Source organism: Bartonella bacilliformis KC583, from assembly GCF_000015445.1.
Classification (GTDB): domain Bacteria; phylum Pseudomonadota; class Alphaproteobacteria; order Rhizobiales; family Rhizobiaceae; genus Bartonella; species Bartonella bacilliformis.
This window is the reverse complement of the sequence record NC_008783.1, coordinates 108,859-125,051: the sequence shown is the minus strand read 5'-3', so window position 1 is coordinate 125,051 and position 16,193 is coordinate 108,859. Positions and strand designations below refer to the sequence as shown.

Annotated in this window: 11 protein-coding genes; 6 read left to right on the top strand and 5 right to left on the bottom strand. The window is 42.2% G+C overall.

All coding sequences use genetic code 11. The features are described 5' to 3' along the window. Positions 1–196 precede the first annotated feature (196 nt). Positions 197–829, bottom strand: a complete 633-nt coding sequence (locus BARBAKC583_RS00545) for a hypothetical protein (protein ID WP_005765864.1) — start codon at positions 827–829, stop codon at positions 197–199. A 130-nt stretch (positions 830–959) separates the two neighbouring features. After that, the gene (locus tag BARBAKC583_RS00540; RefSeq protein WP_011807252.1) at positions 960–3,197 is read right to left on the bottom strand and encodes a primosomal protein N'; all 2,238 of its coding nucleotides are present in this window, start codon (positions 3,195–3,197) and stop codon (positions 960–962) included. 533 nt (positions 3,198–3,730) lie between these two features. On the opposite strand from BARBAKC583_RS00540, the gene fsa reads away from it, so the two are divergent. Then, complete coding sequence (gene fsa / locus BARBAKC583_RS00535; protein ID WP_005765858.1) at positions 3,731–4,384, top strand: fructose-6-phosphate aldolase; 654 nt, start codon at positions 3,731–3,733, stop codon at positions 4,382–4,384. Positions 4,385–4,757: 373 nt separating this feature from the next. Here fsa and lptE read toward each other — a convergent pair whose 3' ends face one another. Next, the gene (lptE, locus tag BARBAKC583_RS00530) at positions 4,758–5,336 is read right to left on the bottom strand and encodes an LPS assembly lipoprotein LptE (protein WP_005765857.1); all 579 of its coding nucleotides are present in this window, start codon (positions 5,334–5,336) and stop codon (positions 4,758–4,760) included. Further along, positions 5,323–7,950: a leucine--tRNA ligase gene (leuS, locus tag BARBAKC583_RS00525; RefSeq protein WP_005765856.1), complete on the bottom strand. Its 2,628-nt coding sequence runs from the start codon at positions 7,948–7,950 to the stop codon at positions 5,323–5,325. The genes lptE and leuS overlap by 14 nt, the downstream gene beginning before the upstream one ends. 351 nt (positions 7,951–8,301) lie before the next feature. On the opposite strand from leuS, the gene BARBAKC583_RS00520 reads away from it, so the two are divergent. The 5 genes from BARBAKC583_RS00520 (at position 8,302) to BARBAKC583_RS00500 (ending at position 13,641) form a co-directional block, all read left to right on the top strand. Continuing rightward, positions 8,302–8,982, top strand: coding sequence for a YggS family pyridoxal phosphate-dependent enzyme (locus BARBAKC583_RS00520; RefSeq protein WP_005765855.1), 681 nt, complete (start codon positions 8,302–8,304; stop codon positions 8,980–8,982). Between the two features lie 162 nt (positions 8,983–9,144). Beyond that, complete coding sequence (gene acs, locus BARBAKC583_RS00515; RefSeq protein WP_005765854.1) at positions 9,145–11,103, top strand: acetate--CoA ligase; 1,959 nt, start codon at positions 9,145–9,147, stop codon at positions 11,101–11,103. Positions 11,104–11,256: 153 nt separating this feature from the next. After that, positions 11,257–11,916 carry a cell division ATP-binding protein FtsE gene (gene ftsE, locus BARBAKC583_RS00510; RefSeq protein WP_005765853.1) on the top strand — a complete coding sequence of 220 codons (660 nt, stop codon included), beginning with the start codon at positions 11,257–11,259 and terminating at the stop codon, positions 11,914–11,916. Beyond that, positions 11,909–12,883, top strand: coding sequence for a cell division protein FtsX (locus tag BARBAKC583_RS00505; RefSeq protein WP_005765852.1), 975 nt, complete (start codon positions 11,909–11,911; stop codon positions 12,881–12,883). Before ftsE ends, BARBAKC583_RS00505 begins: the two co-directional genes overlap by 8 nt. A gap of 149 nt (positions 12,884–13,032) precedes the next feature. Continuing rightward, positions 13,033–13,641 (top strand): YdcF family protein, encoded by a 609-nt coding sequence (locus tag BARBAKC583_RS00500; protein ID WP_005765851.1) that lies wholly within the window; start codon positions 13,033–13,035, stop codon positions 13,639–13,641. A 528-nt stretch (positions 13,642–14,169) separates the two neighbouring features. Here the strand turns inward: BARBAKC583_RS00500 and BARBAKC583_RS00495 are convergent. After that, on the bottom strand, positions 14,170–16,176 hold the full coding sequence (locus BARBAKC583_RS00495; protein ID WP_005765850.1) for a MacB family efflux pump subunit: 2,007 nt from the start codon (positions 16,174–16,176) through the stop codon (positions 14,170–14,172). Between the last annotated feature and the right edge of the window lie 17 nt (positions 16,177–16,193).

Sequence of the window (16,193 nt, the reverse complement as noted above, 5' to 3'; positions counted from 1 at the left end):
ATGAAAAGACTTTTTCGTCTCTAGCATAGACATAACTGACTCGCAATAATGCTTTTGAAAATTTTAGACAAATAATCGTAAATTCTTTAAAATTCTTCTTCAGATCCCCCCTCACACCCTTTTTCAACATCATGATTTCTCTCACTTTTATGGCTTTTTCAACATCATAAATATTGGGAAATTTATACATTGACGATTATTGATCCCTAAAATCTTCAAATGATGAAACAGACACACAGCGTTTTTGCAGCCCTATTTTGATCTCATCAGGTAAATTATCCAATTTTCCTGTATCCCCTGTGTGAAACGTATCAAAGACTGCAGCAGTAATCTCTGCTCCCACCTTAGACAATAATAAATCCACCTTAAAAGTTTCATCCATTAAAAGAGCTTGTACAACATCTGCGGAAAGATCGAGCCTATGAACCCTTTCCATCAAGTCACGATGGGCACGTAAATGCTGTAAAATTTGTTTAGTCAACGGCCCAATTATCTGTGTGCCATGCAGACTTAATGCTCTGCTAAAAATCATCACATCTTGTGCAAGCTTATCATCATGAAAAACTGCATAATCATAAATGACTTGTCGCGCATACGGCACGGGAAAACCACACAGAGATTGCATCGTTTCTTGCGGAGCAGCAATCATAGGCTGAAAAATTTTCTCTGTTTTGCGCATTAATTGATAGGTAAAAGCAAAAACCGTCGCATCAATGCTGTGTATTTCCTTTCTTTCATCATGTTTAATGATATCTGTAACCGATGCGTATGCTCTTGCGCCTAAAAGCCAAGCACCCCCCAAAATAAAATAAATAATGATTTTCTTCACAAACCGCCCCCCTGCAAAACACCCTATCCGCAAATACGCTTCATCTAAGACAGTATCTTTTATTCACAGATCCTTTGATTTAAAAAACTTTTATTTTAACTCACAAAGAAAAGCGTATTTTATGTTTTTTTCATAAAAAACTTTGTGGATCAATGTCAATCTGCACCCGAACTGAACTCGGCATCTTGGCAGCTCGCGCTAGCATTGCCCGAATAAACCCTTGCACATCAAAAGAACGCTTCCCATGCAAAAGAAGCCGAAAACGATAGTGCCCGCGCACAAGGGCCAATGGGGCTTCTGCCGGCCCCATTAAAGATACCCCCAAGGAAGCATCGTGCACAGCAGGGGCCGCCTGGCGTAAGACACGGGCATAATTTTCTGCTGCTTGGCGATTTTTTGACGACACAATCAAAGAAGCAAATCGCCCATAAGGGGGCAAATGATGCTGCTCTCGCATGGCAAGCTCACGCGTGTAAAAATCCTCTCGCTGTTGTGAAAGCAAAGCTTTTATCACCGGATGGTCTGGTTGATAGGTTTGCAACAATCCCAAACTTTCTAACCCCATACGCCCTGCGCGCCCCGTTACCTGAGACAAAAGCTGAAATGTACGCTCCCCTGCCCGCAAATCACCATTGGCAAGCCCTAGATCAGCATCAACCACCCCAACCAGAGAGAGCCCTGGGAAATGATGCCCTTTAGACACTAATTGTGTCCCAATGATAATATCAACATCCCTGTTAGCAATAGCTTCCAACTCACTTCGTAACTGGCTAATCCCACCTTTTAAATCTGTCGACAAAATCATCAACCGCGCTTGTGGAAATAATCCTTGTGTCTCCTCAGCAATTCTCTCCACCCCAGGTCCACACGCCACCAAATGATCAAGAGTCCCACATTCATGACAGGCCTCAGGAATAGGTTGATGATAGCCACAGTGATGACATTTTAAGCGCCCTTGCAACCGGTGCTCAACGAGCCAGCTTGAACACTCGGTACAATGGAAACGATACCCACAAATTCGGCATAATGTTAAAGGGGCATAGCCACGCCGGTTGAGAAAAAGGAGAGCCTGTTCTCCTTTTTCAAGAGTTTGTTTAAGCGCATGCTCAAGAGCGGAAGAAATAAAACGTCCCTTTTCCACGCCCCCTTGACGCATATCAACCACCCGCAGTTGCGGCAATGCTGCCGCCCGAAAACGCGATGGCAAATGCACCCGTTGATAGCGCCCCCACAAAACATTGACCTGGCTTTCAATTGAAGGTGTTGCTGAAGACAAAATAACAGGACATTGCTCAAAAGAGCCACGTGCAACCGCCATATCACGGGCATGATAAAAAATCCGCTCTTCCTGTTTATAAGCGCCATCATGTTCTTCATCAACGACAATCAATCCCAGATCTGAGAAGGGTAAAAAAAGCGCCGAACGGGCCCCAGCAACAACACGGATTTGCCCTTCTGCAACCTGACGCCACACACGTTCACGACGACGCGGGGCTAAATCTGAATGCCACTCAGCTGCTGCTGCGCCAAAACGCGCATAAAACCGATCTAAAAATTGTTGTGTTAAAGCAATTTCTGGCAGCAAAATTAAAATCTGCTTGCCGCCCTTCAACGCTTGCGCCACCGCTTCAAAATAAACTTCTGTTTTTCCTGACCCCGTCACCCCATCCAGCAAAAACACTTGAAATTTTGCTAACAATACCCCCTGTTGCAAAAGATCCGCTGCTGATTTTTGCGCATCCTCCAAAACGGGTAAACAATAATTAGGGTTAGGCGTTGCCACAAGGGGAGAGACCGGTATCGGTGCCTCTTCAAAAACGCCAAGTTCCTTTAACCCCTCAACCACTGAAACAGAGGTCCCTGCTGCGTGCGCAAGACCAGAACGTGTCCACACCATTCCCTTGCGTGCCAATTCTAAAACACGCGACCGTGCTGGTGTTAAGCGATGCACCTCTCCACCACAATAACGCAACCCCATCATTGGCTCTTCGCGCTCTAACGCTGCCGGGACACGTAAAACCAACCGCGCGGCAAGGCCAAAAGGTGTCATGGTATAGGAGCTGACAAAACGCAGAAAAGCGATCATTTCAGCCTTTAAGGGTGGACAATCAAAAACACACTCAATAAAGCGCAATTTATCTGGTGAAACAGGACACCCCTCCTGTTCATTTTCACAAGTCTGCTCATCAAGCGAAACAACAAAACCACAAAGAGTCCGCCCCCCAACAGGAACCCGAACAAAAGAACCAACCTCTACCGTCATAGAAGACGGCACCCTATAATGATACGCGTGAGACACAGGAAGTGGTACCAAAACCGAAACACTCTTTATTTCTGGTCCGTTTGATTTCACCTTTTGTTCCTGCATTTTGTTATAGCTTATCTTTTCACTCAGTTTAGTCTTACATATGCACCTTATCTGATCTCAGGACTCTTTAGTTTTCAACATACTTGCTAACCCTGATCAGATCTTCAAAATGTGCCTCCAATAATGATAAGCGTGCAATATAAGAAGTGGAAGCAAAATACTCTTTAATCTCTGATCATCAGCTTTCACCCTCTATTATTTTCTTCCAATCTACAAAGAAAAAACAGCCTAAAATTATTCTTAATCCTGAACAATACTGCTTCGGGCTACTCTTGTGCGGCTTTTCACCCCTTAAACTACTCTTGGGGCAATTCCTTTAAGCGATCCTACATGATCCTTGAGCAATCTTTGAGCAATCCTGGATAACAGGCTTTTCCCCACACTTCCTTTTAAATCAATTTCATAGACTTTTCCGCCTATTATTATCGACTCATCCCTTGTTTTTGCGGGCAACAATAGCGCATAATGTAAATTAAGGTGAATCGCCAGAAGCTTTTAGTATAAAAAGCTTTTCATAACAGAGGAGATCGGAAATGAAATTTTTTGTGGATAGCGCTAATTGTGAAGATATCCAAGAATTACAAAATTTAGGTCTGGTCGATGGTGTCACCACCAATCCTTCTCTCATCCTGCAATCTGGGCGCAATATTCTTGACGTTATACAAGAAATTTGCTCCCTGGTCGAAGGGCCTGTTTCTGCTGAAGTTGCAGCAACTGACTTTGACACCATGATGAAAGAAGCTGCTGTTTTAGCAAAAATTGCTAATAATATTTGCATCAAACTGCCCATAACGCTCGATGGTTTAAAAGCGTGTAAAGCCCTTAGCGAACAAGAGTTAAAAACAAATCTCACCTTATGTTTTTCTGCTACTCAAGCTTTGCTTGCGGCTAAAGCAGGGGCAACATTTGTTTCCCCCTTTATTGGCAGAATTGATGATTGTGGCACAAATGGCATAGACCTGCTTCATGAAATTCGTACCATTTATGATAATTATGGATTTGCAACACAAATTTTAGCTGCTTCTATCCGCACAACAACCCATGTGAAAGAAGCCGCTTTAAGTGGTGCAGATGTTGCAACTGTTCCTCCCAAGGTTTTAAAAAGCCTGGCTGCACACCCTTTAACTGATAAAGGCTTGCAAACATTTTTAACGGATTGGGCAAAAACGGGCCAAAAGATCGCTTAAAACATACCCGTACGCTTGTTCCCACACCCTGCTCTCAAACTTACCCTTAAAGCCTTGAGAGCTCTAAATAACACACCACAGTCATTCTATGATACGGATTAATTGGAATTCCATAAAAGTTAGCACCCTTCTTTATCGAGGTAACAAACAGATCAAAAGATCTTTAAGACGACTTTTCAAGCTTAGTTACCACGCTTTGCGCTTTTAACTCTTTGCTGCCAAATTCTTAAAAGCTCTAGTCGCACTCTCTTGAAAAACCCGACAAAGGTAAACCAATTCACAAAGGCGAACCCTATTCTACACTGTTGCTAGAACACTAAGCTAAAAAGCCGCTTCACTCCCCTGTTAAAGATCTCATTAAAGTTTCGCTAGATCAAAGTTTCGCTAGATCTTTTGCAAGCCTCATAAAAATTTGTTCCGCTAATTCTGTAGCCACGCGTTTTTCAGCATCCTTTTCAGCCTGAAGTGTCGCATATTCCTGATGAGGTCGATCAAATGATGCCCGTAAAGTTCCTTTCCCTTGCGCAATCACATTATCCTTCATATCTTTTAACGAATAAGAGGCCCTGCCGACCACTGTCCCGACAGAAAAACGCCACGTTCTTCCTGTTCTAGGATCACTCTCTACTGGCAAAGATGTACGCGTCATCACAGATGTGTATAAAGATAATTGATACTTTGGCGTAGCAGGCTTCCCCCCACCCCCATGCATCAAAAAAAGCAGATGATTACGCACCATTTGGCTAAAACGATCAGAAGGCTCATCAACCACAATCATGGCCAGCTTTGCTGCAAGACCAGCAGGAACTTCCTCTGCACGCCCTGCAAAACCAGAACCCATCACTGTCGACGATTGCGGGGCTTGGCGATAAAGCGGTTCAATTGTACAGCCACAAAGCAGTGCCAACATAAAAGTACAAACAACGCATGATAACCGACTAAAGAACAACATTAACAATCCTTTTTGGAACAATAATCATTTTCTTCACTGATTTTCCTGCCAACTGTGCTTGTACGAAAGAAAGAGCCAAAACAGCTTGTTCAATCTCTGCTTGATCTGCTGTCACAGGAACTGTGACATCGCCACGTTTTTTGCCATTGATTTGCACCGGTAAAGTGACAGAATCCTCAACAATCAAAGCTTTATCATAAACAGGCCATGCACACTCAGACATGAGTGTTTTTCCTCCTAAAGCTGCGTGACATTCCTCAGCCAAATGCGGCATCATCGGTGCAATCATAGCACAGAAAAAATCCATCGCTTGACGCAAAGCAGACTTCATCTCATCATCAAGATCGGCCACCGTATTTAATAAAGGGGCCATGATATTCAAAAATTCATATAAACGTGCAACAGCCCGGTTAAAGGCAAGCTTTTCTAAATCATCTTCCACAGCACAGAGCGTGCGATGTGCTGCTTTTGAAAGCTCCAAAGCTTCTCCCTGGTGCCCAGCACAAGGCTCAATGGTGCTTAAAATTGGTGCACTTAATGCCACGCAACGCCACACACGTTGGACAAAGCGATGTGCTCCTTCAATCCCCGATTCCGACCAGATCACATCACGCTCAGGCGGAGAATCTGACAACATAAACCAACGCGCTGTATCAGCCCCGTAGGAAGAAATAATATCATCAGGATCAACTACATTTTTCTTTGATTTCGACATTTTTTCAATCGAACCAATTGTCACTTCGCTCTGATCTGTCAGTTTATAAGCACGGCGTTTGCCATCTTGTTCAACAATAGACACCTCATCTGGTGCAACCCACCCTTGGGCATCGCGATAGGTTTCATGCACAACCATGCCTTGGGTAAAGAGCCCTGTAAAAGGCTCATCCGCATTGACATGACCAGCCAATTTCATAGCCCGCATGAAAAAACGGGCATATAAAAGATGCAAAATCGCGTGCTCAATACCACCAATATATTGTTGCACAGGCAGCCATTGCGCCGCTATGTCTTGATCTGTTGGCTCTTGTGCCCAAGGGGCAGTAAAACGCGCATAATACCAGGAAGAGTCAACAAATGTATCCATTGTATCCGTTTCGCGTTTTGCCGGTTGACCACAAGAAGGGCAAGCTACGGTTTGCCACGTTTCATGGCGTGCAAGGGGGTTCCCAGGGCGATCAAAAGTCACATCTTCCGGCAAGACGACAGGTAAATCAGCACGCGGAACAGGCACCACCCCACAAGCCGCACAATGGATCATAGGAATAGGGCATCCCCAATAACGCTGCCGTGAAACACCCCAATCTCGTAATCGAAATTGTACTGTTTTTTGCCCTTGGGGCTGGCCATTTAAAACTTGTTTTTCAAGGTGTTGTGCGACCACTTCAAAAGCATCTTTCGGCGTTAAACCATTCAAAAAGTCTGAATTGATCATCACGCCATCACCGGTATAGGCTGTGTCGGAAAGTGTAAAATCTTGCTCTTCAGCCTCTTTTGGTGCAACCACGATTTGCACAGGCAGATCATATTTGCGGGCAAAATCCAAATCACGCTGATCATGCGCTGGGCAGCCAAAAATAGCCCCTGTGCCATAATCCATTAAAACAAAATTCGCGATGTAAACAGGAAGACGCACGGCTGGATTTAACGGATGAACAGCCAAAACTCCTGTCCGAAATCCTTGCTTTTCGGCTGTTTCTAATGCTTCCGTTGTAGTACTCCCGCACCGACACATTTCAATAAAAGCACGAAGCTCTTCATCATTTCTCGCTAAAGCCTGTGCCACTGGATGATCAACGGAAAGGGCTAAAAAAGATGCACCAAATAAAGTATCCGGACGAGTCGAATAGCAAGTAATTTCGTCAAAACCCTCACACCCATCATTATGGGGAAGTTGTGTTTTGTCTAAAGCCCAACGAATGTAGAGCCCTTGTGACTTGCCAATCCAATTTTTTTGCATAACGCGAACTTTGTCTGGCCATTCTGTCAGGTCGTCCAATCTTGCTAATAAACCTTCACCAAATTCTGTAATTTTGAAAAACCACTGGGTTAATTCTCGCTGTTCTACCAAAGCACCAGAGCGCCAACCCCGACCGTCGATAACCTGCTCATTAGCCAAAACGGTTTGATCTACAGGGTCCCAATTGACCTTAGCAACTTTGCGTACAACAAGCCCCTTTTGGTAAAGATCGAGAAAAATCATTTGCTGGCGGTGATAATAGTCCACATCACAAGTGGCAAATTCACGCGACCAATCTATAGAAAGCCCCAATTTCTGTAATTGCTTACGCATAGCGGCAATATTCTGATAGGTCCATGCTTTTGGATGCACTTTATTTTGCATCGCTGCATTTTCAGCCGGCATACCAAACGCATCCCACCCCATTGGATGGAGCACATTCATCCCCTTAGCACGCTTATAACGCGCCACGACATCTCCCATCGTGTAATTACGCACATGCCCCATATGAATGCGGCCTGAAGGATAGGGAAACATTTCTAAAACATAATATTTTTCGCCCTCATCCTCATGAGAGGTCTGAAAAATCTTCTTTTCATCCCAAATCGCTTGCCATTTTTGTTCCTGTGCACGTGGATTATAGCGTTCGATCGTCATTCTTATTATACTCTTTACAAAATTAAACCAAAAAGCATTTTAATGCTTTCCATGGATTAACGCTACCGTCAACCTTTTCAATGAATATTTTACAAGCTTTATAGAGAGAATTGCCCTTATAAAACAATTCCCCTTATGAAAGGACTTGCCTTCATAGAAACAATTCTCAGCCATTGAATAAAAAATGAAAGCACGAAACCATCATGAGAGAAATTCATGCGACATCCATTGAAGCGTGGAAAAATATAAACAAAAGATTGCTAAGAGCTGTAAAGATTAGCAAAATCCCTAGCTGTAAAGACAAGCTAAATTCTTTAGACCTTGAAAAAAATTAAAAAGCACGAGACCATCATGAGTGAAATGCATGCAACATCCATTGAGGCATGGAAAAATACTAAACAAGAGATCGCCAACAGCTGTAAAGAGTATCAGCGTTCTTTAGACAGTGTAGAGCTCATCGCTGTTTCAAAAACAGTGCCTGCAGACAAGATTATTCCCCTTTTGCAAGCAGGCCAGTCTTGCTTTGCGGAAAATCGCGTACAAGAAGCAGCAGAAAAATGGCCGTATCTGCGCCAACAATTTAGCCCCATTGAACTGCATCTTATCGGCCCTCTACAATCTAATAAAACAGCAGAGGCTGTCAAAATTTTCGATGTCATTCAAACAGTTGATCGCGAAAAAATAGCCAAAAGCTTAAGTGAAGAAATGCACAAACAAAAGAAACATTTCCCCTGCTATGTTCAAGTTAATATTGGATTAGAACCACAAAAAAGCGGCCTTGCCCCAGAAGATGTGGTTGATTTTGTTGCGCACTGCAAAAATCATTATGGGCTTGATATTGTTGGCCTGATGGCGATCCCCCCGATCGAAGATAACCCCGGACCTTATTTTGCCCTGCTAGCAAAATTAGCCAAAAAATCTGGTTTGACAAAACTCTCCATGGGCATGTCTAATGACTTTCAAACCGCTCTTCAATTTGGTTCAAATGTCTTGCGTATTGGATCAGCTTTGTTTGGGCAACGCCCTAGCTAAGGATTTTTCGTTTATCAAATCATCAAACATAGGTTCATGAGATCATCGATCATTTTTTTAACATATGGAGATATCACGAAAACACTCCCTTAACAGATTATAATAAAATTTACCTTTTAAACCTCCCTAGCGTAGTCTACAGTACCTCAGGGAGGAAAAACTATGTCTGAAAGAATTTATCCAATACCTGTTGATATTGAAAAAAATGCCTTAATTGACCAGGACACCTATCAAAAATGGTATCAAAAAAGTATCGAGGATCCGACAAGTTTCTGGGGAGAACATGGCCAACGCATTGAATGGTTTAAACCCTATACAAAAGTCAAAAACGCATCCTTTAATGACAATGTTTCGATCAAATGGTATGAAGATGGCATAACCAATGTTGCCTATAATTGTATTGACCGTCATTTAAAAGACCGTGGCAATGAGATCGCCCTGATTTGGGAAAGTGACAATCCTTATTCTGATAAAAAAATAACCTATAACGAACTTTATGAACATGTCTGCCGTTTTGCGAACATTTTAAAAAACCATGGAGTTAAAAAAGGCGATAGAGTGAGCATCTATCTTCCCATGATCCCTGAAGCGGCCTATGCCATGCTCGCTTGTGCTCGCATTGGTGCTATTCATTCGGTTATTTTTGCCGGCTTTTCTTCTGAAGCAATAGCAGGACGCCTTATTGATGGGCAATCCACCTTTATCATTACCGCTGATCATGCTCTGCGTGGTGATAAAACGATCCCCTTAAAAGATAATGTGGATCGTGCCATTCATATCGCAGCATGCCAAAATGTGAATGTGACTCAAGTCATGGTGATACGGCGCACAAGCAAAATCATTCACTGGGTTAATGGGCGTGATTTTTGGTATCATGAAGAAATGCCCCATGCTACACCCGATTGCCCACCAGAACACATGAATGCTGAAGATCCTCTCTTTATTCTTTATACCTCAGGATCAACAGGAAAACCAAAAGGTGTCTTGCATACGACAGGCGGCTATCTCGTCTATGCCTCGATGACCCATCAGTATGTTTTTGATTATCACCCTGGTGAAATTTACTGGTGCACTGCCGACATTGGGTGGATCACCGGTCATTCTTATCTAGTTTATGGGCCTTTATGTAACGGTGCGACCACATTAATGTTTGAAGGCTCCCCCACCTTTCCTGATGAAGGAAGATTTTGGGAGATTGTGGATAAGCATAAAGTCAATATATTCTACACGGCGCCAACAGCTATCCGCGCTTTAATGGGTGCAGGAGATTCTTTTGTCAAACGCTCTCAAAGAACATCGTTACGTCTTTTAGGGACAGTGGGTGAACCCATTAATCCGGAAGCCTGGAAATGGTTTTATCACACAGTTGGCGACAGCCGCTGCCCTATTCTTGACACATGGTGGCAAACAGAAACAGGGGGCCATATCATTACACCTTTGCCGGGTGCAACAAAACTCAAAGCAGGATCAGCCACACACCCCTTCTTTGGCATTCAAGTTCAACTCGTTGATCCACAGGGAAATATTCTAAAAGGAGAAGCAGAAGGCAATCTTTGTATCGTCGATTCATGGCCTGGCCAAATGCGCACCCTTTATAATAACCACCAACGCTTTGTTGAAACCTATTTCTCTACCTATAAAGGAAAATATTTTACAGGGGATGGGTGTAAACGTGATAAAGATAGTTACTATTGGATCACAGGACGTGTTGATGATATTCTCAATATCTCTGGACACAGATTAGGAACTGCTGAAATTGAATCAGCGCTTATTTCACACCCTGCTGTTTCAGAAGCAGCGGTTGTTGGATACCCTCACCCCATTAAAGGGCAAGGCATTTATAGCTTTGTAACCCTAATGGCTGGCACACAACCAAGTGCAACGTTACACCAAAATCTGATTCAGCATGTTAGGCAGGAAATTGGCTCCATTGCAACATTGGATAAAATTCAATTTGCGCCTCACTTGCCCAAAACACGATCAGGAAAAATCATGCGACGCATTTTACGCAAAATTGCTGCCAATAATTTTGATAATCTAGGCGATATTTCAACACTTGCCGAACCACAAATTGTTGATAACCTTATTGCTAACCGCCAAAATATAGAGGAAGCCGCTTAACATATCAGCACACTTAATTAAAATTAAGTATTGTCTCTCAACAATTTTAAACAAAGGAAAAAAACTTAAAGCCGTAGGATGGAAACAATAAAAATGGTAGAAAAATCAAAGAAACGCCAACAATGTTTCAAGATAAAAAAATGAGGCCTCAAAGTGATTCGTTTTGAAAATGTTGGCCTGCGCTATGGAATGGGACCTGAAATTTTGCGTGATATGAGCTTTCATATCCCTCGTGGATCCTTTCAGTTTCTGACGGGAGCCTCTGGAGCAGGGAAAACATCATTGATGCGCCTCATGTTTTTTGCCATCAAACCAACCCGCGGCCATATTGATTTATTTGGAAAAGACACAGCCCTCCTCAAAGAAAAAGAACTGCCTGCTTTGCGAAAACGCATTGGTGTTGTCTTTCAGGATTTTCATTTACTCAATCATCTGACCGCTTATGAAAATGTCTCTTTGCCTTTGCGCATTAAAGGCCAAGAAGAAGCAACCTATCGCAGTGAAGTGGAAGATCTTTTAAAATGGGTTGGGCTTAGCAATCAAATCCATGTGTTGCCTCCTGTTCTTTCAGGGGGTGAAAAACAAAGAGTCGCCATTGCGCGCGCGATCATTGATCAACCTGAAATCCTTTTAGCGGATGAACCAACAGGAAATGTTGATTTGCCCATAGCAAAACGCCTTTTGCGTTTGTTTATTGAATTAAACCGTTTCGGGACAGCTGTCATCATTGCGACACATGATGTTTCCTTGATGGAACAAGTTGAAGCACGACGTATGATTCTCCATGAGGGACGGATGACTATTCATGAATAAATCTCTTCGCACTTTTGGTTTGCAAAAAGCAATTTTTAAACATGATAAAGCAACCAGATCGCCAATCGTTCCTAACAGCGATATTTCTGGGCAGGCTTTGGTTGCTGTCATTGCGATCATGACATTTCTTTCAAGCCTCACCTTAAACTGTGTTGATTTGGTGCAGCGGACAGCTCACAATTGGAGCAATCAAATCAGCCATGAAGCAACGATCCAAATACATCCTGTTGATACTATCGATATAGAACAAAATCTACGTAATGCTGTTCAATTGGTCAAAACATTTCATGGTGTACAAAATGCCATCATTATGGGCCAAGCCGCTACTGAAAAATTGCTTGAACCTTGGTTTGGAACAGACTTAGCGCTTGACCAATTACCCTTGCCTCGGCTGATTATCGTCACACTGAAAAATAATGAAAATATTGATTTTCATGCCATTAGTGAAGCTATTAAAACAAAAATTCCAGGAGGTCGATTTAATGATCACCGTTCTTGGGTGCATCATTTTACAAAAATGGCACACACAACGGTCTTTATCGGTTTTGTACTTTTAACACTGGTCTTGGGTTCATTGATGCTCACGATTATCTTTGCAACACGCAATGCTCTTGCAGAAAATTCTCACATTATCCATGTCTTATATTTCATTGGCGCAGAACCCCACTTCATTGCGAAACAGTTTGACAGACATTTCTTTAAAACTGCGTTGCGTGGTGCCTTTCATGGTGGCGTAGCAAGCTTAGTGCTCTTTCATATTTTTTCTTTTTGGACACATCACAATTTGGGGACAGCCGAAAGTGAGCAGATCACCGCTTTATTTGGCTATGTTTCTATCACCTTCACTACTTATGGGAAAATTTTTAGCCTTATTCTTGTTGTGTCTCTTCTCACCATGCTAACCAGCCGCATTACCATTTTAACACAACTCAAAAAAATCAACCAATCCGAAAATAGTTTATTTTAATGCTGTGCTTCACAATATACGAAATCTCTCATCAATAACCGATACTCCTGCTGATACCAGCATTGTTCTGACAGTAAGAGTTTGTCATTCTAAAAAGATTCTCATCCTCAATATCCCCTAATATTCCCCCCTAATATTCCATGGAAATTATGAAATTTTTTAAGCACCTTTTTCGTTATTGCCCACCAGTAGCTTTTTGTCTTTTAAGTCTCTTTCTTATCATGGGCACACATTTCGTTATTTTTTCTGAAAAAGTCGAACAACTTTATCCCCCTGTCTCATTATCCAAAGCTGATGCCATCATTGTTCTGACAGGTGGAGAAAGACGTATAGAAACAGGATTGCGTCTGCTGAAACAAGGCCTTGGTTCGCGACTCTTAATCAGCGGGGTTAACGCAACATTTCATCCCAAAAGATTGCTCCGAAACATGCATATTGATCCGCAGCTTTTTGAGTGTTGTGTTGACCTCGGCTACCAAGCAACCAATACTAAAAGCAATGCCGAAGAAAGTGCTGTTTGGATTAAAAAACACCATTACAAAACGCTCTATATCGTCACCCATGATTATCATATAGCACGCTCTCTGCTTGAGCTGAGATATTTAATGCCTGATATAAATTTCATTGCTTACCCTATTAAGGAAAATGTTACCCAAAACAAGGTTAAACAACTCAATAAAATACGCATGTTGGCCTCTGAATATATAAAAAATATTGGCTTTCAAATCAGATCTGTCTTCCAATCTGCACAGAATTAATCTTGCCACAATTTTTCTTGCAAGACATTAAGAACTGACTCTTTTATATGCTCTTGAGACAACTAAAAGCCGAACTTTTGCTTCACCTCTATAAAGTCTGAACTTTTGCCTTCTGTTATAATTACTGATCCTTTCCTTATGCCCCATTTGAGACAATATTTGAAAAGCAAGAAAGCCCCCTGCTCTCCTTATTTGAGAAAGTAAGCAAATTTGGTCATCAAATTTGTGTCAGAAAGCTACCGCAACCTTCTTCCCTTAGACACTGGTTTTTTAAAGATTTTAGCCAAAATTTCTTATTGGAATGCTCATACTCAATTATTACAATATTGTCGGCATTGCATATGACAATATCAGTATTGCAATATGGGTCTTATTCTTATCATGTCACCACATTCTTATTCATGTCACCACAGGCAATCAAAAGTATGTGACCACAAAAAGACCCCTAATTGCTGTCCAATATGTCCTACCTTGCAACCCTATGATTTAAAAATCATCCGTGCTGTTATCTTGTTTTAAATTGGCCGATTAGTCACGGGCAAGAGCAACAATAGGATCAAGCTGAGAAGCCTTCCTCGCTGGGAAAAAGCCAAAACATATTCCGATAAATGCTGAAAAAACAAAAGCGATAATGATGGAACTGGGCGTGTACATAAAATGGATAGGTGAATTAAAAAAGGTAAATAACCCACCAAGGAAAAGTCCTAAAGAGATTCCTATTCCCCCTCCGACAGCACAAACCAAAATAGCTTCGATTAAAAATTGATGCAAAATATCACTCTGACGTGCACCAACAGCCATACGTACGCCAATCTCACTGATCCGCTCTGCGACAGTTACCAACATAATATTCATGACCCCAATCCCCCCAACGATCAAGGAAATGGTTGCTATAGAGGTGATTAAAGCCGTAACAATTCTTGTCCCTGTCATAATTTGCTCAATGAATGATGCTGAATTTCTAATGAAAAAATCCTTCTGACCATGCCGTCCCGTTAAGAAACGTTCAACCGCTTCCTCCGCTAATTTTGTATCAACATGATCAGCAATCTTAAGCATTATAGCACGCACCTCTGTCGTTCCCAAAAAACGAGTTTGCAGAGCTGTATAAGGCATATAAATCTGTATTGTATTGGAGACTGAATGAGACTCTTGAGCCGGTTTAACAACACCAATAATCCGGGCTGGTACTCGCCCCACAAGGACTATTTTTCCAATAGGGCTTTCATCACTATGAGGAAATAGAAGCGCAATAGCTTCCTTTTCAATAACCAAATCAACAGCCCGATCATGAACACTTTGCCGATCAAATATCTGCCCTTCAACAAGTTTGAATCCTTGTGTCAGAAAAAACTGTTCTCCTACACCCATCACCATAGAATTGACTTCTATAGAATCATAATTAACCGTTGAATTTGCTGCAATTTGGGGTGTTACACCTGCAACATAGGGTAATTGAGACAATGCTTCTGCATCGGCCTCAACCAAACTGGTGATCTTTCCTGACTGCTTATCGGATATGTCTTTCCCCGGCATAATTGTTAATGTATTTGTCCCCATCCCTTTAAAAGTTTCAAGCAGTTGCTGTTGTGTCCCCGTTCCTAATGCGACCATTGTAACAACAGAAAAAATACCGATAATGACCCCAAGCATTGTTAAAAAAGTCCGCATCCGGTGTGCATTCATGGCTAACAACGCCATCATAAAAGCTTCACGAAAAAGATCGACAAAAAAACGCACAAAACCAAGCTGTTTATTAGTGTGCACAGAGTCTACTGTATTAAAAAACTGAGCATCATCCGTTATTTTATCTTCTTCTTTTTGTATCTTTTGAACTGATGACACATTATCAGCAATAATTTCGCCATCCCTAATCTCAATAATACGCTCTGCTCTTTCAGCCACACGCATATCATGAGTTACAATAATAATGGTGTGCCCCTCTCGATGAAGCTCACCCAAAATACGCAAAACTTCTTCACCACTCTGACTGTCTAAGGCACCTGTTGGTTCATCAGCAAGAATAATATCCGCATTATTCATCAAGGCACGGGCAATAGACACACGTTGTTGCTGCCCCCCAGAAAGCTGATTTGGATAATGCTCCATCCGATCGCTCATGCCTAAACGAGTTAGCAAGCTTTGTGCACGTATTTTTCTCACCCCAGGGGCACATCGCGCATAAATCGCTGGCATTTCAACATTGCCAAGTGCTGTTAATGCACCTAATAAATGGTAACGTTGAAAAATAAATCCAAAATGATTACGCCGCAAAGCCGACAATTCATCAACTGAAAGTGAAGCTATTTCTTTTCCAGAAACCCAATAACGGCCTGAAGTCGGTCGATCAAGACACCCTAAAATATTCATGAGCGTTGATTTTCCTGAACCAGAAGCGCCAACAATCGCCACCATTTCACCACGACGAATGGTTAAATTGATGTTTTTCAATACCGGAACAGACGTTTCACCTGCCTGAAACTCACGCATTACATCCTCTAAAACAAGGACAGCATCCACACCTTCTGTTCTCATGCTTTACATTTCTCTTT

Coding starts and splice junctions, on each gene's coding strand:
- fsa (WP_005765858.1), top strand. CDS start 3,731: ATGAAATTTTTTGTGGATAGCGCTAATTGTGAAGATATCCAAGAATTA.
- BARBAKC583_RS00500 (WP_005765851.1), top strand. CDS start 13,033: ATGAAATTTTTTAAGCACCTTTTTCGTTATTGCCCACCAGTAGCTTTT.
- BARBAKC583_RS00540 (WP_011807252.1), bottom strand. CDS start 3,197: ATGCAGGAACAAAAGGTGAAATCAAACGGACCAGAAATAAAGAGTGTT.
- leuS (WP_005765856.1), bottom strand. CDS start 7,950: ATGACGATCGAACGCTATAATCCACGTGCACAGGAACAAAAATGGCAA.
- lptE (WP_005765857.1), bottom strand. CDS start 5,336: ATGTTGTTCTTTAGTCGGTTATCATGCGTTGTTTGTACTTTTATGTTG.
- BARBAKC583_RS00495 (WP_005765850.1), bottom strand. CDS start 16,176: ATGAGAACAGAAGGTGTGGATGCTGTCCTTGTTTTAGAGGATGTAATG.
- BARBAKC583_RS00520 (WP_005765855.1), top strand. CDS start 8,302: ATGAGTGAAATGCATGCAACATCCATTGAGGCATGGAAAAATACTAAA.
- BARBAKC583_RS00505 (WP_005765852.1), top strand. CDS start 11,909: ATGAATAAATCTCTTCGCACTTTTGGTTTGCAAAAAGCAATTTTTAAA.
- acs (WP_005765854.1), top strand. CDS start 9,145: ATGTCTGAAAGAATTTATCCAATACCTGTTGATATTGAAAAAAATGCC.